Origin of the sequence: Mycobacterium sp. THU-M104 (assembly GCF_049197365.1) — a bacterium.
Classification (GTDB): domain Bacteria; phylum Actinomycetota; class Actinomycetes; order Mycobacteriales; family Mycobacteriaceae; genus Mycobacterium.
This window is the reverse complement of record NZ_JBMIOP010000025.1, coordinates 23636-41113: the sequence shown is the minus strand read 5'-3', so window position 1 is coordinate 41113 and position 17478 is coordinate 23636. Positions and strand designations below refer to the sequence as shown.

The window sequence follows — 17478 nt, the reverse complement described above, 5'->3', positions numbered from 1 at the left end:
GTGCTCACGTGACATCCACGTCGGCGCCCGAGGCCTGCAGTTCGTCCAAAAACCTTCGCGTCGCCATGATCAGCGCGGTCAGCACCCGATGCCCGGCTATCAGGTCGTCGTCGGGCAGATCCGCCATGGCGGCGTAGGTATGCGCTGCCAGCGGGGTGAAGAACGCCTCGGCGACGTCGCGCCGCTCGGCGGAATACCGCAGGATGACCTTGCGCCGGTCGGACGGATCGGACTCGCGCCGGAAGTGACCCGAGTTGATCATCCGCTCGACGAGGTAGGTGATGGCCGCCGCGGAGAGGCCCATCTTGTGGCGCAGATCGCCCGATGTCAGCGGGTTTCCTTCGCCCTCGGCCACCAGTACGTGGACAAGGGCGCGAAAATCGCTGGGGTGCACCTGGTGTGCCGCCGCGAAAACCCTTCCCAACTGGTCGGATTCGGCCGCCAGGGCGCGCGCGTCGGCGGCGATCAGCGCTTCGAGTCCCATCCGTTTCGCGGTACTCCCATCCGGGTTCATCAGAAGGTCAGCGTACCGCGACGACGAATATTTGTTAAGTCGGTTAATGTTTAAGTTAGTGAAACTCACGGATTGGGGCACGCATTGGAACGCGGTGGCGGCCGCGACGACAGGCCGGAGGTCGTGGCTGCCCGGATTTGGCGCGGTGCTGCTGGGCGTCGGGTTCGTGGTGCTCGTCGGCGGCAACGCGGCGGCGGGTCAGGCGCCGCAGTCGGTGCCCGCCGGCTCCGACTCCGCCAAGGTCGCCGCCGTGGCCGGCCGGTTTCCCGGCGGTGACCGGGTGCCGCTGATCCTCGTCGTCACCCGCGCCGACGGCACACCGTTGGACGCCGCGAACCTGTCGGCGGCCCGCGCGGCCGGCGCCCGGATGCGGGCGGTCACCGTGCTGGTGGCCCTGGCCACCGGCCTGCTGGGCACCCGGATCGGGTTGTCGCAGACCGAGCAGTTCCGGGTCCGGGCGGACTCGGTGTCGGGATACGACGTCGTGGCCGCGCACTTCCCGGCTGGTCTGGTCAACCCGACGCTGGTCGTCGCGCCCGCCGCGCGGGCGCCGCAGGTGCACGCCGCCGTCGCCGCCACCCCCGGCATCGTCTCGGTCACCGAGTCCGCATCCGCGTCGGGACGCACGATGTGGTCGGTGGTGCTCGACGCCCCGCCGGCCTCCGATCGTGCCTTCACCATTGGTGCGGCGCTTCGTGATTCGACTCGCCGGACCGCTCCCGGCACCGTGGTGGGCGGGGCGGACGCCCAGGCCCTCGACGTCCGCGACGCAGCCACCCGCGACCGCACGGTGATCGTCCCGGCAATTCTGGCCGTGATCCTGGCAGTGCTCTACGTGCTGCTGCGTTCAGCGCTCGCGCCCCCGATCCTGCTGGGCGCCACGATCCTCGGCGCGCTGGCCGCCCTCGGCGCGGGCGGCTGGTCGGGCAGCCACGTCGTCGGATTCCCGGCGCTGGACAACAGCACACCGTTGTTCGCGTTTTTGTTCCTGGCCGCACTCGGCGTCGACTACACCATCTTCCTGGTCACCCGCGCCCGCGAGGAGGCCGCTGGGCACGGCGCACGCGAGGGCATGGTCCGCGCGGTGGCGGCGACGGGCGGCGTGATCACCAGCGCGGGAATCGTTCTGGCGGCTGTCTTCTGCGTACTGGCGGTGTTGCCGCTGATCGTGCTGACCCAGCTGGGCATCATCGTAGGGGTGGGCATCCTGCTCGACACGTTCGTCGTGCGCACCTTGGTTCTCCCCGCGCTGTTCGCCCTCGCCGGCGCGAACACCTGGTGGCCCACCGATCCACACCGTGCCGAAAGTGTTGAACCCCGACAAGAACGGAGCAGATCATGAACAGGTCGATACTGGCTGCCACCTCGCTGGCCGTCGCCGCCGCCGCCGGCACCGGAGGCATCGCCAGCCCGAAACGGGTGCCCGACTGGTACTCGCGGCTGCGCAAGCCGCGCTATCAGCCGCCCCGGGTCGCGTTCCCGGTGGTGTGGACCACCCTCTATGGGGACATCGCCGCCGCCTCTGCAGTGACCATCGACCGGTTTCGCGCAGCCGGACAGGACGACCGGGCGCGCGCCTACATGGCCGCGCTCGGTGTCAACCTGACACTCAACGCGGGATGGAGTTGGCTGTTCTTCCGGTACCACAAACTCGGCGCGTCCGCCGTGGGCGCCGCGGTGCTGGCGGCCAGCAGCGCCGACCTCGCCCGTCGCGCCACGCAGGCCGACCCCCGGGCCGGGCTGGCACTGGCGCCCTACCCGCTGTGGTGCACCTTCGCTACCGTCCTGGCCGCCCGCATCTGGCGGCTCAACCGCTGAGCGGAGCGGCGAAAAGTGCCGACACTGTTATGGTTTCGCCGCGATCTGCGACTGGGTGATCATCCTGCCCTGGCCGCCGCCGCCGCGGACCGCGGCGAGGTGCTCGCCTGCTTCGTGCTCGACCCGCGGCTGGAGGCGTCGTCGGGGCGCCGCCGCCTCCAGTTCCTGGGCGACTCGTTACGCCGGCTGCGCGAGGATCTCGACGGCCGGTTGCTGGTGACCCGTGGCCGTCCCGAGGAGCGGATTCCGCAGATCGCCCAGGAGATCGACGCGACGGCGGTGCATGTCTCACAGGACTTCGCGCCATTCGGACGGCGCCGCGACGATCGGGTACGCGCGGCCCTGGATCCCGTACCTGTGGTGGCCACGGGCTCGCCGTACCTGGTTTCGCCGGGGCGGGTCACCAAGCCGGACGGCACCCCCTACCGCGTGTTCACCCCCTTCTTCCACCGGTGGCGCGACGTCGGTTGGCGGGGCCCCGCGCGTTCCGGCGCCACCGCGGCGCGCTGGGTCGACCCGGCGCGGCTGCGGGCCGAGCAGTGCCAGATCCCCGACCCCGGCGCGGCTCTGGACCTCGCCGCCGGGGAGCGGGCCGCGCTGCAGGCATGGGAGGCGTTCCTGCACGCCGGGCTGCAGCACTACGCGCAGGACCGCAACAGGCCCGACATCGGGGGCACCAGCCGGATGTCGGCGCACCTGAAGTTCGGCACCATCCATCCCCGCACCCTGGCCGCCGAGTTGGACCTGAATGACGGCGGAGCGCAGGCGTACTTGCGGGAGTTGGCATTCCGCGATTTCTACGCCGACGTGCTCTATCACTGGCCGGCCAGCGCCTGGCGCAACTGGAACCGCGACTTCGACGACATCCGGATCGACGGCGGAGCCGAGGCGAAACGCCGCTTCGAGTGCTGGAAGTCCGGCAGGACCGGTTTCCCGTTCGTCGACGCCGGCATGCGGCAGCTGCGCGAAACCGGCTTCCTGCACAACCGGCTGCGGATGGTCGTCGCGTCGTTTCTGGTCAAAGACCTTCACCTGCCCTGGCAGTGGGGCGCCGAGTGGTTCCTGGACCAGCTTGTGGACGGCGACGTGGCCAACAACCAGCACGGCTGGCAGTGGAGCGCAGGCTGCGGCACCGACGCCGCACCGTACTTTCGGGTGCTCAACCCCGCCGCGCAGGGCGAGAAGTTCGACCCCGCGGGCGACTACATCCGGCGCTGGGTTCCCGAACTGGCCGGCGTCGACGACGTGCACCTACGCAAAGGCGAACGCCCCCCGGGGTATCCGGAGCCGATCGTCGACCACACCGCCGAGCGGGCCGAGGCGCTGCGCCGCTATCGCGGCCTCGGCTGATCCGGGCCGCTACCAGCAGCTCAGCGAGCCGCCTTCTTGCGTTCGATGTCGGCCAGCGCCGCGGCCCGCTCGGCGCGCTGGGCGGCTGAGCTCTCCCAGGTCAGCCGGCGGTTCTTGATCACCTTGGCCGGCGCGCCGACGGCGATCGAGAAGTCGGGGATGACGCCGCGGACCACCGCGTGCGAGCCCAGCACGCAGCCCCGCCCGATGGCGGTGCCGCGCAGCACCGTCGCCTTGACTCCGACCCAGGTGTCCTGACCGATCCGGACCGGGGACTTGATGATGCCCTGATCCTTGATCGGCACGGTGATGTCGTCCATACGGTGGTCGAAATCGCAGACGTAGCACCAGTCGGCGATCAGCACCGAATCGCCGAGCTCGACGTCCAGGTAGCAGTTGATGACGTTGTCGCGGCCCAGCACCACCTTGTCGCCGAACCGCAGCGAGCCCTCGTGGGCGCGAATGGTGTTCTTGTCCCCGATGTGCACCCAGCGGCCGATCTCGAGCTGGGCCAACTCCGGTGTCGCGTGGATCTCGACATCCTTGCCCAAGAACACCATCCCGCGGGTGATGATGTGCGGGTTGGCCAGCTTGAACCTGAGCAGCCGCCAGTAGCGCACCAGGTACCACGGGGTGTAGGCGCGGTTGGCCAGCACCCACCGCAGCGAAGCCGGCGTGAGGAACCTGGCCTGTCGTGGGTCACGTATCCGCGATCCACGCCAGCGGCGATGGATCGGGGCACCCCACATGGACGTCATGGCCGGAAAGCTTAACCGGGTGCGCCGAATCGGTGGGCGCGGGTGCCGGGCGATCGCGCCCCGGCGCGATCGCCCGGGTTACCCTCACCTGTACTCGTTCGCTGCTCGTGCCACACGCCCTCGCGGAAGGATCTGGGAACCACACGTGCTTGCCCGACATCTCCTGCCCGGGCTTCGACGTTGGGCGGCTGCGGTGGCCGCGGCCGCCGTCTCGGTGGGGCTGGGCGGCTGCGGCAACACCGACTCGTGGGTGGATGCGGCACCGGCGCAGGGGTGGCCCGCCCAGTACGGCGACGCGGCCAACAGCAGCTACACCACCACGAGCGGAGCCACCACGCTGTCGTTGCAGTGGACGCGTGCGGTCAAGGGTTCGTTGGGGGCCGGCCCGGCCCTGAGCGCACGCAGCTACCTCGCGCTCAACGCGCAGACACCGTCGGGCTGCTCGCTCGTGGAGTGGCAGAACGACGACAACGGCCGGCAACGCTGGTGCGTGCGGCTCGTCCAGGGCGGCGGCTTCGCCGGCCCGTTGTTCGACGGCTTCGACAACCTCTACATCGGCCAGCCGGGGGCCATCGTCTCCTTCCCGGTGACGCAGTGGACGCGGTGGCGCAAGCCGGTGATCGGGATGCCGACCACCCCCCGCTTTCTGGGGCACGGCCACCTGTTGGTCGTCACCCATCTGGGACAGGCGCTGGTTTTCGACACCCGCCGCGGCCAGATCGTCGGCAGCCCGCTGGACCTCGTGGACGGCGTCGACCCGACCGACGCGACGCGCGGCCTGGCGGACTGCGCGCCGGCCCTGGCGGGCTGCCCGGTCGCGGCGGCGCCCGCCTTCTCGACGGCCAACGGAGCGATCGTGCTCGGCGTCTGGCAGCCGGACGCCCCGGCCGCACAGGTCGTCGGCCTGAAGTACCGTGACGGCCGGCTCGCCCGCGACTGGACGAGCGACGCGGTGGGCGCCGGCGTCATCGCCAGCCCGGTGCTGTCCGCGGACGGTTCGACCGCCTATGTCAACGGCCGCGACGAGCGGCTGTGGGCGTTGAGCACCGCCGACGGGAAGGCGAAGTGGTCGGTGCCGCTGGGGTTCTTGGCGCAGACACCGCCCGCGGTGACCCCGCAGGGACTGATCGTGTCCGGCGGCGGCCCCGACACCCGGCTGGCCGCCTTCACCGACGCCGGTGACCACGCCGAGCGGGTCTGGCGCCGCGACGACGTCATCCCCCTGTCGTCGTCGAGCCTGGCCGGCGGTGTCGGCTACACCGTGGTCGCCGGCCCGCCGCACGACGACGCGCCCGGCATGTCGCTGCTGGTGTTCGATCCCGGCAACGGCCACACGACCAACAGCTATCCGCTGCCCGCCGCCACCGGGTACCCGGTCGGGGTCTCGGTCGGCAAGGACCGCCGCGTGGTGGCCGCCACCAGCGACGGGCAGGTATACGGATTCGCGCCGGCGTGACCGCTACAGTGCCAGCGGCGGGATCGCGTTGCGGAGCACCTGGGCCTGCACCGGTCCGGAGAACGCCGGCAGCATCTCCCCCGGCGCGAAGTAGAAGATCAGCGCGTCGTCGGTGATGGCGAAGTTCTGGTAATGCGACGGGTCCGTGCCGGTCGAGGGCAGGATGGTCACCCCGAAGGGGCTCTGACGTTCCAGGTCACGCTGCACGATCGGGAAGATGGCGTCCAGCGGTGTGGTGCCGGGCGCGAACAGGTTCTCGAAGGCGATCGGCGCCTTGGTGCCCAGGTTGTAGTTGAATGCCTTGTACCAGTTGGACGGGTGCGTCCCGAGGTCTTCGAAGAACTTGAGCACCACGCTGCGGGTGCCGGACGGCGGCTGCCCGGAACTGTGTTGTTCGCTGGTGGCCTGCAGCTGGTAGGGCTGGTCGCGCGAGCCGGAACTCTTCGCCACGTTGACGAACCCGTCCCGGTTCCTCGTGATGTAGTCGGTCAGCGCCTGTTGATCGGGGTAGTCCACCGGAAATGTCAGGTCGAGCATGTAGGTGGGCGCCGTGGCGCGCACGCGGCACACGTGGGTGTCCTCCACCACGCCGCCCAGGCCCGCACACGCCGACGGCGCGGCAAAGGCCCATGGTGGGCCCGGCCAGCCCAGCACAACCGCAGGTAAGAGCACCGCGGCCACGATCAGGTTACGCATCGTCGAATTGTCCTCGCAGACTCAACAGGCTCGGGCGCCCGGGAAAATGACCGTCGACAGCGTACCTGGGCGCTATCGCGACGGGCGGCAAACGAACGCCGTTGCGCGCCCGGCGGCCCCGGCGCCGATCCGGGTGACGACCACTGACAGCGGCTGGTCGCCGCGCAGGCGCAGCCGCCGCCGCAGCGCGTCGGGGTCGAGGCGCACCCCGCGCGCCAGGATCTCGACCGCCCCGCAGTCCCGCGCCGCCAGCACCTGACGGAGCCGGCGCTCGTCGAACGCCACCTCGTCGAGCACTTCGAAGCCACGGACCCCCGGCGGCAGCCGGTCTCCGGACAGGTAGGCGATGTCGGGGTCGAGTTGCCACAGACCGTGGCGGGTGCCGTAGTGCCGCACCAACCCGGCGCGCACCACCGCGCCGTCGGGGTCGACGATCCAGCGCCCGTGCGGCCGCACACCGCAGTCCTCGGGCTCGATGTCGCTGATCTGTTCGCCCGGCGAGGCCCCGTCGAGGATGCTCGCGCGGCGGCGCACACCCGGTTCGGCCAGCCCGGCCGACCACAGGCACGCCTCCCGGACCGAACCCCGGTACGACGTGACCTCGATCTCGCCGTCGAACCCGCAGCGTCGCAGCATGCCGAAATCCATTCCCGGGCCGCACTTGACGACGAGGTGGCGCCCGCGATACAGGTCGATCAGCCGGCCCAGCGCGGGCCGGTAGTCGTCGGGATTCAGGCGGCGGCGGCCGCCGTGGCGACGCGCGGGGTCCACGAGGACGACGGTGTCGCGGGTCACCGGATGCAGCGCGTCGGCGCGGCAGAGCACGGCCGTCGCGCCCACATTGTGGTGTGCCATGGCCAGGCGGACCGGGTCGATGTCGCTGCCCAGCGCCCGCACCCCCGCGCCGTGCAGCGCGGCCAGTTCGGTACCGACCGAGCAGGTCGCGTCGTGCACCACGACGTCTGGGCCGTCCGGCCCGGCGGCCAGGCGCGCGGCCCGGTGCAGCGCCACCGGCGCCGCGGTCGCCTGCTGCAACGCCTCGCCGGTGAACAGCCACTGGGACACCTGCCGGCCCAACGGCCCGAGCTTGCCGGGCTGGTCGAAGGCGCGCCTGCGCAGCAGCGTGGTCTCCACCAGGACCGCGGCCTTCTCGCCGAATCGGGCTCGCACCGCGGCGACGTCGGCGATGCGGGTGGCGTCGGTCAGCCCGAGCTCGGCGACCGCGGCCAGCGCCGAAGCGCCCGGGGACGACCGCAGGTAGCTGACGTCGTCGGCGCCGAAGACGAGGTGGCTCAGGAGGGTTTGACCCCGGTGATCATCACGTTGTAGAACCAGCCTTTGGGCACCACGTGCCGCCACAGTCCGGCGTCCACCCAGCTCAGGGCCTTCCAGCTGGCGAAGGCGAAACGCGCCCAGCTCCAGCCCAGGCGCCCGGGCGGCACCGACGCCTCGAAGGTGCGGATCGGCCAGCCCAGCATCGCCGCGGTGAACTCCTCGCTGGCGGTACGCACCGCGACGGCACCGGCGTTGACGGCCATGCGCTCGAGTTGATCGGGTGTGAAGGTGTGCAGGTCGACGATGGCCTCCAGCGCCGCGACGCGCGAGGACTCGTCGAGCTCGGCCTGTGGGCGGCGCCAGCCGCCCAGTCCCGGCAACCTGGTCACGGTGGTGGTGACCCGCCAGGTCAGCGTGGACAGGGTGCGGGCGTAGACGTCACCGGCACTGGTCGGCTCGCCGGCGAACACGAACCGGCCGCCCGGCCGCAGCACCCGCAACACCTCGCGAAGCGAGAGCTCCACGTCCGGGATGTGGTGCAGCACGGCATGCCCGACCACCAGGTCGAACGTGTCGTCGTCGTAGGGTATGCCCTCGGCGTCGGCGACCCGGCCGTCGATGTCCAGGCCCAGCGCCCGCCCGTTGCGGGTGGCGACCTTGACCATGCCCGGCGACAGGTCGGTGACCGAGCCGCGGCGGGCCACCCCGGCCTGGATCAGGTTCAACAGGAAAAACCCTGTGCCGCAACCTAATTCCAGAGCCCGCTCGTAGGGAAGTTCTCGGGCTACCTCGCCGGGCACGATCGCGTCGAATCGGCCGCGAGCATAGTCGACGCAGCGCTGGTCGTAGGAGATCGACCACTTCTCGTCGTAGGTTTCGGCTTCCCAGTCGTGGTAGAGCACCTGGGCGAGTTTGCTGTCGTTCCGGGCGGCCTCCACCTGCTCGGCGGTGACGTGGTAAGGCGGCGACGGGTCGGTACTGGCCATGGTCGCCCCAGCCTAGATGATGGGTGTCGGCACCCGTCTAGAGTGATCCGAGGATCGCCTCGCCGAATATCAGCCCGATGTCGGCGGGGTTGACCCGCACCGCGTGTCAAGGATCCATGACCAAGAGACCCGGCGCGCTTCGCTGAGGCGTCGGCAGAGGCCACCTCGAGTGCTGGCCCGCCCCTGCGAAGAACCCGCGATCAGCCGCGGTGAGCGGCGATCCGCGGCCCGCAGCACGTGTCGATGCTGTGTTTGGCCGCGGCCAGCACGCTCGGTGGCGCGTCGAGAAAACGCCCCGCCCAGGCCACCGCGGCGTCATACACCTCGTCCGGGGCCACCGTCTCCTCGACGAGCCCCAGCGCCAGCGCCTCCTCGGCGGCGACGAAGCGGCCGCTGAACACGAGTTCCTTGGCCCTGCTCGGGCCGATCGCGCTGGTCAGCCGCTCCCATGCGCCGCCTCCGGGGATCAGGCCGGCCAGGATCTCGGTGGCCCCGAACTTGACGTTGTCGCCGCTGACGCGCCAGTCGGCGGCCAGGGCCAGTGTGAGGCCGGAGCCCAGCGCATAGCCGGTGATCGCCGCCACGGTGGGCTTGGGGATGGCCGCGACCGCGTCGATCGCGGCGCGGCGCACCCGGGTCGCGGTGTCGGCCTCCGGCGCCGTCAGCGTCCGCAACTCGGGCATGTCGTCGCCGGCCGAGAAGATCTCGTGGCCCCCGAACAGGATCACCGCGGCGATGTCGTCGCGCCCCGCCACCTCGGTGGCCGCGGCCGCGATTTCCCGGGAGACCTGCCGCGTCATGGCGTTGGTGGGTGGCCTCGAGATCACCAGCGTGGCCAGTCCCGCCGCCGGCCCGTCGCCGGCCACGACGGTGACGAACTCCCTCAACGCGGCCACTTCAGCCCGCCCGACTCCCGGGCCCGGTGATAGCGGTCGGAATCGAAGAACTCGAAAACCCAGTTGTCACCCTGGATCTCGAGTTTCGGCTGCACTGTGACGATCTGACGTTCGAGGCTCAACACGTCGGCGACAGTCCGGCCCAACAGCGAGTCGAGCTGCGTCCAGGTCGGGGGCAGCAGGATGTTGCGGCCGGCGGCGAAGTCATCGATGGCCGCCTGCGGCGTCGTCCAGCCGGCGAGGTCGGACTCGGTGTTGTCGCCGTCGGCGCGCTGGCCGTCCGGCAGGGCCGCCACGAAGAAATATGTGTCGTACCGGCGGGTGCGTTCGGCTTCCGGGGTGACCCAGTTGGCCCACGGCCGCATCAGGTCGGAGCGCAGTTCCAGCTTCTCTTCGCGCAGGAAGTCGGCGAACGACAGTGTCCCGTCGGCGAGCGCCCGGCGGGCGTCGCGGTACACCGAGGCGTCGCCGACGATCCCGTCCGGCGCCGGACCGGACTGGCCGGCCGGCCCGGCGAACAGCACCCCCGATTCCTCGAAGGTCTCCCTGGCCGCGGCGCAGACCAGCGCCTCGGCGAGCTCGGTGTCGATGCCGAAGCGCTGGGCCCACCACTGCGGCGGCGGTCCGGCCCAGGCGCCCCGCCGCGCCAACCCGGCGTTGCGGTCGCGTTCATCGACACCGCCGCCGGGAAACACCATCGTTCCGGGGGCGAAATGCATCTTCGCGTGCCGACGCATCAGAAAGACGTCCAGGCCTTCCCGCGCATCGCACTCGGCGTCGCGGACCAGCATCACGGTGGCCGCGGGACGCGGAAAAAGAGGGGACTGGGGTGCTGATGTCATAGTTGCCTCCGATGGGCCGCGCGGCCGCGGACGCGCCGAGCGAAATACCGTCCGTCGATGACGTCCAGGGCGATCGACTGGCCGAACGCGGTGGACAGATTTTCCGCGGTCAGGACCTCTGGCAGCAAGCCGGCGCCGACCACCCGGCCTTCCGACAACAGCAAGCAGTGGCTGAAGCCGGGCGGAATCTCCTCCACGTGGTGGGTGACCAGGACCAGCGCAGGGGCGTCGGGGTCGGCGGCCAGGTCGGCCAGGCGCGCCACCAGCTCCTCGCGGCCGCCCAGGTCCAGGCCGGCGGCGGGCTCGTCGAGCAGCAGCAGCTCCGGATCGGTCATCAGCGCCCGCGCGATCAGCACCCGCTTGCGCTCGCCCTCCGAGAGGGTGCCGTAGGTACGGTCGGCGAGGTGCTCGGCGCCGAGGCTTTCCAGCATGTCGACAGCCCGGCGGTAATCGACGTCCTCGTAGCGCTCGCGCCAGCGGCCCAGTACCGCGTAGCCGGCCGAGACCACCAGATCGCGCACCAGCTCCTCGCCGGGCACCCGCTGCGCCAGCGATGACGAGCTCAGCCCGATCCGGGAGCGCAACTCGGACACGTCGACCCGGCCCAGCCGCTCCCCCAGTACGAAGGCGATGCCCGACGACGGGTGCTCGGCGGCCGCCGCGATGCGCAGCAGCGACGTCTTACCGGCCCCGTTGGGGCCGACGATCACCCAGCGTTCGTCCAGCTCGACCGCCCAATCCAGCGGCCCGACCAGGATGCGCCCATCCCGGCGCAGCGAGACGTTCCTGAACTCGAGCAGCAGATCGGGGTCGGCCGACTCGCTTCCGTTCTGGGGCACCCGTTCATCGTGCCGTACCGCGGCGCCGCCGCGGGTGCCGGGGCGCCCAGCCCCGCGACCAGGTCAGTCGGAGGGTATTTCCACGCGGCGGACCTCGCCGTCGACCGCGTCGGCGGCCTCGATCTCGCCGCGGGTGACGCCCAGCAGGAACAGCACCGTGTCCAGGTAGGGGTGGCTCAACGAGGCGTCGGCGACCTCGCGCAGCGCCGGCTTGGCGTTGAACGCGATGCCCAGCCCTGCGGCGGCCAGCATGTCGATGTCGTTGGCGCCGTCGCCGACGGCGACGGTCTGGGCCATCGGCACCCCGGCCTGCTCCGCGAAGTCCCGCAGCGCCGCGGCCTTGCCGGCCCGGTCGACGATCGGGCCGACGACCCGCCCGGTGAGGGTGCCGTCGACGATCTCCAGTTCGTTGGCGGCGACGAAGTCGAGCATCAGCTCGTGGGCCAGCGGGTCGATGATGCCCCGGAAACCCCCGGACACCACGCCGCAGCGGTAACCCAGCCGCCGCAGCGTGCGCAGCGTGGTCCGGGCGCCGGGCATCAGTTCGAGCTGGTCGGCGACCTCGTCGATCACCGTGGCGGGCAGGCCCTTCAAGGTCGCCACCCGCTGCTGGAGCGACTCCGCGAAGTCCAGCTCGCCGCGCATGGCGGCCTCGGTGATCGCGGCGACGGCACCCTCGGCGCCCGCCCGTGCCGCCAGCATCTCGATCACCTCACCCTGGACCAGGGTGGAGTCGACGTCGAACACGATCAGCCGCTTGGAGCGCCGCTCCAGGCTGTACACCTCGACCGCCACGTCGACACGCTCGGCGCAGGACACGCGGTTCAAGGCGGCACGCAGGGCGGCGTCGGCTCCCGGGGGCACCGAGACCCGCAGCTCCAGGCCGGTGACGGGGTAGTCGGAGACACCGCGGATGAGGTCGATGTTGACGCCCAGCTCCGCGAGCTCGCGGGCGACCGCGCTGAACGCGCCGGCCGTGATCGGGCGGCCCAGCACGAAGATGGTGTGACTGGACGGATCCCGGATGATCGGCACGTCGTCGCTGCGCTCGATGCTGACGTCGAGCCCGAGACCGACGATGGCCGATTCGACGTCGCCCCGCAACGCGGTGCTGTCGGCGACCTCGGCGGGGCAGGACACCAGCACGCCCAGCGTCAGCCGGCTCCGGATGACCACCTGTTCGACGTTGAGCAGTTCCACGCCGTGCTTGGACAGCACCTCGAACAGCGCCGACGTCACTCCCGGCCGATCCACGCCGGTGACGGTGATCAGCGCCGAGACGTTGAGCTCAGAGCTCACCGGCGGCCCGTTCGTGGCTCATGTGCGACCCGGGACGCTGCCGCTCGTCACCTGGGGACGTGCACGTCGTCTGCCCGGGCGACGTCCTTGTCCGCGGGACCATGGTCGCGACCGACGTGTGCCTCGCGGCGGAGCCGTTCGACCATTTGCGGGTAGTGCAACTCGAATGCCGGGCGCTCCGAACGGATCCGGGGCAGCTCGGTGAAGTTGTGCCGCGGTGGCGGGCAGCTGGTGGCCCACTCCAGCGAGTTGCCGTACCCCCACGGGTCGTCGACGGTCACGACCTCGCCGTAGCGCCAGCTCTTGAAGACGTTCCACACGAAGGGGAACATCGACACGCCCAGCATGAACGCCCCGATCGTCGAGACGATGTTCAGCGGCTGGAAGCCGTCGGTGGACAGGTAGTCGGCGTAGCGGCGCGGCATTCCCATGTCGCCCAGCCAGTGCTGCACCAAAAACGTGGTGTTGAAGCCGATGAACGTCAGCCAGAAGTGCAGCTTACCCAGCCGCTCGTCGAGCAGCCGGCCGGTCATCTTCGGGAACCAGAAGTAGGTGCCGGCGAACGTGGAGAACACGATGGTGCCGAACAGCACGTAGTGGAAGTGAGCGATCACGAAGTAGCTGTCGGTGACGTGGAAGTCCAGCGGCGGGCTGGCCAGCAGCACACCGGTCAGCCCGCCCAGCAGGAAGGTGACCAGGAAGCCGATCGAAAACAGCATGGGTGTCTCGAAGGTCAGCTGACCCTTCCACATGGTGCCGACCCAGTTGAAGAACTTGATCCCGGTCGGAACCGCGATCAGGTAGGTCATGAAGGAGAAGAACGGCAGCAGCACGGCGCCGGTGGCGAACATGTGGTGGGCCCACACCGCCACCGACAGAGCGGCGATCGACAGCGTCGCGTAGACCAGCGTGGTGTAGCCGAAGACCGGTTTGCGGGCGAACACCGGGAAGATCTCGGTGGCGATGCCGAAGAACGGCAGCGCCACGATGTAGACCTCGGGGTGGCCGAAGAACCAGAACAGGTGCTGCCACAGCAGGACCCCGCCGTTGGCCGGGTCGAAGACGTGGGCCCCCAGGTGCCGGTCGGCGGCCAGCCCGAACAGTGCGGCGGTCAGGACCGGGAAGGCGATCAGGATCAGGATGGACGTCACCAGGGTGTTCCAGGTGAAGATCGGCATCCGGAACATCGTCATGCCCGGCGCGCGCATGCACACCACGGTCGTGATCATGTTGACCGCACCCAGAATGGTCCCCAGACCGGCGACGATCAGGCCGGTGATCCACAGGTCGCCGCCCGCTCCGGGGCTGTGGATGGCGTCGGTCAGCGGGGTGTAGGCGGTCCAGCCGAAGTCGGCGGCGCCGCCGGGGGTGATGAAGCCGGCCAGGGCGACCAACCCGCCGAACAGAAACAGCCAGAAGGAGAACGCGTTGAGCCGCGGGAACGCGACGTCGGGAGCCCCGATCTGCAGCGGCAGCACCAGGTTGGCGAAGCCGAACACGACCGGCGTCGCGTACAGCAGCAGCATGATCGTGCCGTGCATGGTGAACAGCTGGTTGTACTGCTCATTGGACAGGAACTGCAGTCCCGGCGCGGCCAGCTCGGTGCGCATCAGCAACGCCATCAGCCCGCCGATGAAAAACATGATGAAGCAGGTGACCACGTACATGATGCCGATCACCTTGTGATCGGTCGTGGTGATCAGCTTGTAGACAAGATTGCCTTTGGGGCCGGTCCGCGGCGGGTAGGGTCGGACGGCGTCGAGTAGTCCCAAGGGGGGCGCTTCGGCTGTCAACTGCTCCTCCAAACATCCATCCCGGACAGGGTCATCACAAAGCTTAACCTCCGATCATGCCGAAGTCAGCGCGAGTCCTACAAACCGTCGTAAACGCCTCGGCGGTGCGGGTATGCCGTTGCTCACACCCGGGCGCGGACCCGGCCGGATGTTAGCGTCGGGCCATGCTCCGCGCCCCCTTTCTGGCGACCGCCGCCGCTCTGGCCGCCGTGGTAGTAGCGTGCAGCGCCTGCGGCTCCGCGGGCCCGGGCACCAAGACCTCCTCCCCGACCCGGTCGCTGGTCACCCCGACCACCCAGATCGCCGGCGCCGGAGTGCTGGGCAATGACCGCCGGGCCGACCAGTCGTGCGCGAATGAACCCGCCGCGGCCGATCCCGGGCCACCCACCCGGGAGGCCCACAACGCGGCGGGGGTCACCCCGGACGTGGTTCGGGTGCCGGCCGAGGCGCAACGCATCGTGGTGCTGGCCGGTGACGAGCTCGACGCGCTGTGCGCGCTGGGGCTGCAGTCGCGGGTGATCGCCGCCGCCCTGCCCGACGGCGCGTCGAACCAGCCCTCCTACCTGGGCAAAGCGGTGCGCGACCTGCCCGGGGTGGGCACCCGCAGTAAGCCGGATCTGGTCGGTATCGCGGCGGCGCACCCCGATCTCATCCTCGGTGCGCAGGGGCTGACACCCACCCTGTACCCACAGCTGGCGGCGATCGCGCCGACGGTGTTCACCGCGGCTCCCGGGGCCCAGTGGGAGGACACCCTGCGCAGTGTCGGTGCCACCACGGCCCGCGGTGGCGCCGTCGACGGGCTGATCGAGGCGTTCTCCGAATGGGCCACCGGGATCGGGGCCAAGCACGACGCAGCCCACTACCAAGCCTCGATTGTGCAGTTGACCACGGACACCCTGCGCGTGTACGGCGCCCGGAACTTCCCGGCCAGTGTGCTCGACGCGGTGGGCGTGGACCGGCCGGCGTCGCAGCGGTTCACCGACAAGGCCTACGTCGAGATGGGCACGACTGACGCCGACCTGGACGGCTCGCGGGGCGTCCCGGATTTTTCCGTCGCCGACGCCGACATCATCTACGTGTCGTGCGCCTCGCCGGCCGCGGCGCAGCGGGCCGCCACCCTCTTCGACAGCGCATCCTGGCGCAAACTGTCGGCGACACAGGACAGGCGTGTCTTCGTCGTCAACGACGAGATCTGGCAGACCGGCCAGGGGCTGGTCGCGGCCCGCGGCATCGTCGACGACCTGCGTTGGGTCAACGCCCCGATCAACTGAATCCGTGGTGAGCCGACCGTCGCACGGCCCGAGTCGTTGACGTGGCTAAACTTTCCAGAGACGCGCCAGCACCGAAAAGGACCATTGATGAGCACTGTTTCCGCGTACGCCGCGATGTCGCCGACCGAGCCGCTGACCAAGACCACCATCACCCGTCGCGACCCGGGTCCGCACGACGTGGCGATCGAGATCAAGTTCGCCGGGATCTGCCATTCCGACATCCACACCGTCAAAGCCGAGTGGGGGCAACCGGACTACCCGGTGGTCCCCGGCCACGAGATTGCCGGCGTGGTGACCGCGGTGGGCCCGGAGGTGACCAGGCACAAGGTCGGCGACCACGTCGGGGTGGGCTGCTTCGTGGACTCCTGCCGTGAGTGCAGCAGCTGTTCGGCCGGCCTCGAGCAGTACTGCAAGCGCGGAATGACGACCACCTACAACGGCGTCGGCCGGGACGGCCGGCGCACCTACGGCGGCTACAGCCAGGCGATCGTCGTCGACGAGAACTATGTCCTGCGCATCCCCGACTCGCTGCCGCTGGACAAGGCCGCCCCGCTGCTGTGCGCGGGCATCACGCTGTATTCGCCGCTGCGGCACTGGAAAGCGGGTCCCGGCACGCGGCTCGCCGTCATCGGCCTCGGCGGGCTCGGGCACATGGGCGTCAAGCTGGGCGCGGCGATGGGCGCCGAGGTCACGGTGCTGTCACAGTCGTTGAAGAAGATGGAGGACGGCCTTCGCCTGGGCGCCGGCAACTACTACGCGACCTCCGACCGCGACACGTTCCGCAACCTGCGCGGCAGCTTCGACCTGATCCTGAACACCGTCTCGGCGAACCTGAAGCTCGGCGACTACCTCAACCTGCTGGACGTCGACGGGACACTCGTCGAACTGGGCATTCCCGAGCACCCGATGGAGGTGCCGGCGTTCGCGCTGGCACTGATGCGACGCAGCCTGTCGGGATCGAACATCGGCGGGATCGCCGAAACCCAGGACATGCTCGACTTCTGCGCAGAGCACCACGTGATGCCCGAGATCGAGGTCATCGAACCGGATTACGTCAACGAAGCGTACGAGCGCGTGCTGGCCAGCGACGTGCGCTACCGCTTCGTCATCGACACCTCACGCCTCTGAGGGAACGCCTCTGAGGCGTGAGGGCCGTGCCGCGATCCGTTCGGCCGCCTCGCCGTCTTCGTCGCCGGGAATGACCTCGCTGACGTCGATGCCGGCCAGCGGCCACCCGACCGCGGCCAGCGTCGCGGCCACCCGGATGACGTTCTCCTTCCCGGCGTCGTAATGGGTCATGTCCGAGATGAATTCGGCGATCTCGTCGCGATCGATCGGGTGGTCGATCGTGTCCGGGGATCCTTCCTGCGCGGTGATCTTGCGAACCACGTCCCGGATCTGGTCGTCGGTCAACGGTGTGCTGCGCAGCAGGGCCATCAGCGGCACGCGGTCCGGGCCGGGCACGCCGTCCGGGTAGCCGACCTGCAGCCAGCGGATCACTGAACGGCAGAAATGGTGGTGGTCGGTGTGCGAGGAGGAGGTTTGCGTCACCCCCACAGTGTCGCGGCAGGGGCGTCGCCGGCGCCACCGCGGCATATCGCCATCCGCACAACTCATATGCCGTTCACGGCTCTTCCATGTCCGGGTTGTGAAGTGAACGGTGTTCGATGGCTGAGCGGGACCCG

At 70.0% G+C, this 17478-nt stretch carries 17 protein-coding genes; 6 read left to right on the top strand and 11 right to left on the bottom strand.

What is annotated here, in order from left to right; translation table 11 throughout:
* Positions 1 to 4: 4 nt before the first annotated feature.
* Positions 5 to 484, bottom strand: a complete 480-nt coding sequence (locus tag ACOJVU_RS02250) for a MarR family winged helix-turn-helix transcriptional regulator (protein ID WP_421528285.1) — start codon at positions 482 to 484, stop codon at positions 5 to 7.
* 76 nt (positions 485 to 560) lie between these two features.
* On the opposite strand from ACOJVU_RS02250, the gene ACOJVU_RS02245 reads away from it, so the two are divergent.
* From ACOJVU_RS02245 to ACOJVU_RS02235, 3 genes are read left to right on the top strand one after another with little or no spacing between them, the layout of a single operon-like run.
* Positions 561 to 1856, top strand: coding sequence for an MMPL family transporter (locus ACOJVU_RS02245; RefSeq protein ID WP_421528284.1), 1296 nt, complete (start codon positions 561 to 563; stop codon positions 1854 to 1856).
* Positions 1853 to 2332 (top strand): TspO/MBR family protein, encoded by a 480-nt coding sequence (locus tag ACOJVU_RS02240; protein WP_421528283.1) that lies wholly within the window; start codon positions 1853 to 1855, stop codon positions 2330 to 2332. Before ACOJVU_RS02245 ends, ACOJVU_RS02240 begins: the two co-directional genes overlap by 4 nt.
* A 15-nt stretch (positions 2333 to 2347) precedes the next feature.
* Positions 2348 to 3682 (top strand): cryptochrome/photolyase family protein, encoded by a 1335-nt coding sequence (locus tag ACOJVU_RS02235; protein ID WP_421528282.1) that lies wholly within the window; start codon positions 2348 to 2350, stop codon positions 3680 to 3682.
* A 20-nt stretch (positions 3683 to 3702) separates the two neighbouring features.
* Here ACOJVU_RS02235 and ACOJVU_RS02230 read toward each other — a convergent pair whose 3' ends face one another.
* Positions 3703 to 4440 (bottom strand): acetyltransferase, encoded by a 738-nt coding sequence (locus ACOJVU_RS02230; protein WP_421528281.1) that lies wholly within the window; start codon positions 4438 to 4440, stop codon positions 3703 to 3705.
* A 193-nt stretch (positions 4441 to 4633) separates the two neighbouring features.
* Here ACOJVU_RS02230 and ACOJVU_RS02225 point away from each other — a divergent pair, with 193 nt between their 5' ends.
* Positions 4634 to 5896: a PQQ-binding-like beta-propeller repeat protein gene (locus tag ACOJVU_RS02225; RefSeq protein ID WP_421528280.1), complete on the top strand. Its 1263-nt coding sequence runs from the start codon at positions 4634 to 4636 to the stop codon at positions 5894 to 5896.
* Between the two features lie 3 nt (positions 5897 to 5899).
* On the opposite strand, the gene ACOJVU_RS02220 is transcribed toward ACOJVU_RS02225, so the two are convergent.
* The 8 genes from ACOJVU_RS02220 to ctaD form a co-directional block, all read right to left on the bottom strand.
* The gene (locus ACOJVU_RS02220; RefSeq protein WP_421528279.1) at positions 5900 to 6592 is read right to left on the bottom strand and encodes an esterase; all 693 of its coding nucleotides are present in this window, start codon (positions 6590 to 6592) and stop codon (positions 5900 to 5902) included.
* A gap of 72 nt (positions 6593 to 6664) precedes the next feature.
* On the bottom strand, positions 6665 to 7927 hold the full coding sequence (locus ACOJVU_RS02215) for a THUMP-like domain-containing protein (RefSeq protein ID WP_421528312.1): 1263 nt from the start codon (positions 7925 to 7927) through the stop codon (positions 6665 to 6667).
* On the bottom strand, positions 7885 to 8853 hold the full coding sequence (locus tag ACOJVU_RS02210; RefSeq protein ID WP_421528278.1) for a class I SAM-dependent methyltransferase: 969 nt from the start codon (positions 8851 to 8853) through the stop codon (positions 7885 to 7887). Before ACOJVU_RS02210 ends, ACOJVU_RS02215 begins: the two co-directional genes overlap by 43 nt.
* A 200-nt stretch (positions 8854 to 9053) precedes the next feature.
* Complete coding sequence (locus ACOJVU_RS02205; protein WP_421528277.1) at positions 9054 to 9740, bottom strand: enoyl-CoA hydratase; 687 nt, start codon at positions 9738 to 9740, stop codon at positions 9054 to 9056.
* Positions 9737 to 10591: an NUDIX hydrolase gene (locus tag ACOJVU_RS02200; RefSeq protein WP_421528276.1), complete on the bottom strand. Its 855-nt coding sequence runs from the start codon at positions 10589 to 10591 to the stop codon at positions 9737 to 9739. Before ACOJVU_RS02200 ends, ACOJVU_RS02205 begins: the two co-directional genes overlap by 4 nt.
* Positions 10588 to 11430: an ABC transporter ATP-binding protein gene (locus tag ACOJVU_RS02195; protein ID WP_421528275.1), complete on the bottom strand. Its 843-nt coding sequence runs from the start codon at positions 11428 to 11430 to the stop codon at positions 10588 to 10590. Before ACOJVU_RS02195 ends, ACOJVU_RS02200 begins: the two co-directional genes overlap by 4 nt.
* Positions 11431 to 11493: 63 nt before the next feature.
* On the bottom strand, positions 11494 to 12729 hold the full coding sequence (gene serB / locus ACOJVU_RS02190) for a phosphoserine phosphatase SerB (RefSeq protein WP_421528274.1): 1236 nt from the start codon (positions 12727 to 12729) through the stop codon (positions 11494 to 11496).
* A gap of 47 nt (positions 12730 to 12776) precedes the next feature.
* Positions 12777 to 14522: a cytochrome c oxidase subunit I gene (gene ctaD / locus ACOJVU_RS02185; RefSeq protein ID WP_421528273.1), complete on the bottom strand. Its 1746-nt coding sequence runs from the start codon at positions 14520 to 14522 to the stop codon at positions 12777 to 12779.
* 164 nt (positions 14523 to 14686) lie between these two features.
* On the opposite strand from ctaD, the gene ACOJVU_RS02180 reads away from it, so the two are divergent.
* Positions 14687 to 15793 carry an iron-siderophore ABC transporter substrate-binding protein gene (locus ACOJVU_RS02180; protein WP_421528272.1) on the top strand — a complete coding sequence of 369 codons (1107 nt, stop codon included), beginning with the start codon at positions 14687 to 14689 and terminating at the stop codon, positions 15791 to 15793.
* An 87-nt stretch (positions 15794 to 15880) separates the two neighbouring features.
* Entirely contained in the window at positions 15881 to 16921 is a 1041-nt protein-coding gene (locus ACOJVU_RS02175) for an NAD(P)-dependent alcohol dehydrogenase (RefSeq protein WP_421528271.1), read from the top strand.
* On the opposite strand, the gene ACOJVU_RS02170 is transcribed toward ACOJVU_RS02175, so the two are convergent.
* Positions 16910 to 17344 carry a DUF3349 domain-containing protein gene (locus ACOJVU_RS02170; RefSeq protein WP_421528270.1) on the bottom strand — a complete coding sequence of 145 codons (435 nt, stop codon included), beginning with the start codon at positions 17342 to 17344 and terminating at the stop codon, positions 16910 to 16912. The genes ACOJVU_RS02175 and ACOJVU_RS02170 overlap by 12 nt on opposite strands.
* Between the last annotated feature and the right edge of the window lie 134 nt (positions 17345 to 17478).

Coding starts and splice junctions, on each gene's coding strand:
- ACOJVU_RS02250 (WP_421528285.1), bottom strand. CDS start 484: ATGGGACTCGAAGCGCTGATCGCCGCCGACGCGCGCGCCCTGGCGGCC.
- ACOJVU_RS02245 (WP_421528284.1), top strand. CDS start 561: ATGTTTAAGTTAGTGAAACTCACGGATTGGGGCACGCATTGGAACGCG.
- ACOJVU_RS02240 (WP_421528283.1), top strand. CDS start 1,853: ATGAACAGGTCGATACTGGCTGCCACCTCGCTGGCCGTCGCCGCCGCC.
- ACOJVU_RS02230 (WP_421528281.1), bottom strand. CDS start 4,440: ATGACGTCCATGTGGGGTGCCCCGATCCATCGCCGCTGGCGTGGATCG.
- ACOJVU_RS02220 (WP_421528279.1), bottom strand. CDS start 6,592: ATGCGTAACCTGATCGTGGCCGCGGTGCTCTTACCTGCGGTTGTGCTG.
- ACOJVU_RS02210 (WP_421528278.1), bottom strand. CDS start 8,853: ATGGCCAGTACCGACCCGTCGCCGCCTTACCACGTCACCGCCGAGCAG.
- ACOJVU_RS02200 (WP_421528276.1), bottom strand. CDS start 10,591: ATGACATCAGCACCCCAGTCCCCTCTTTTTCCGCGTCCCGCGGCCACC.
- ACOJVU_RS02180 (WP_421528272.1), top strand. CDS start 14,687: ATGCTCCGCGCCCCCTTTCTGGCGACCGCCGCCGCTCTGGCCGCCGTG.
- ACOJVU_RS02175 (WP_421528271.1), top strand. CDS start 15,881: ATGAGCACTGTTTCCGCGTACGCCGCGATGTCGCCGACCGAGCCGCTG.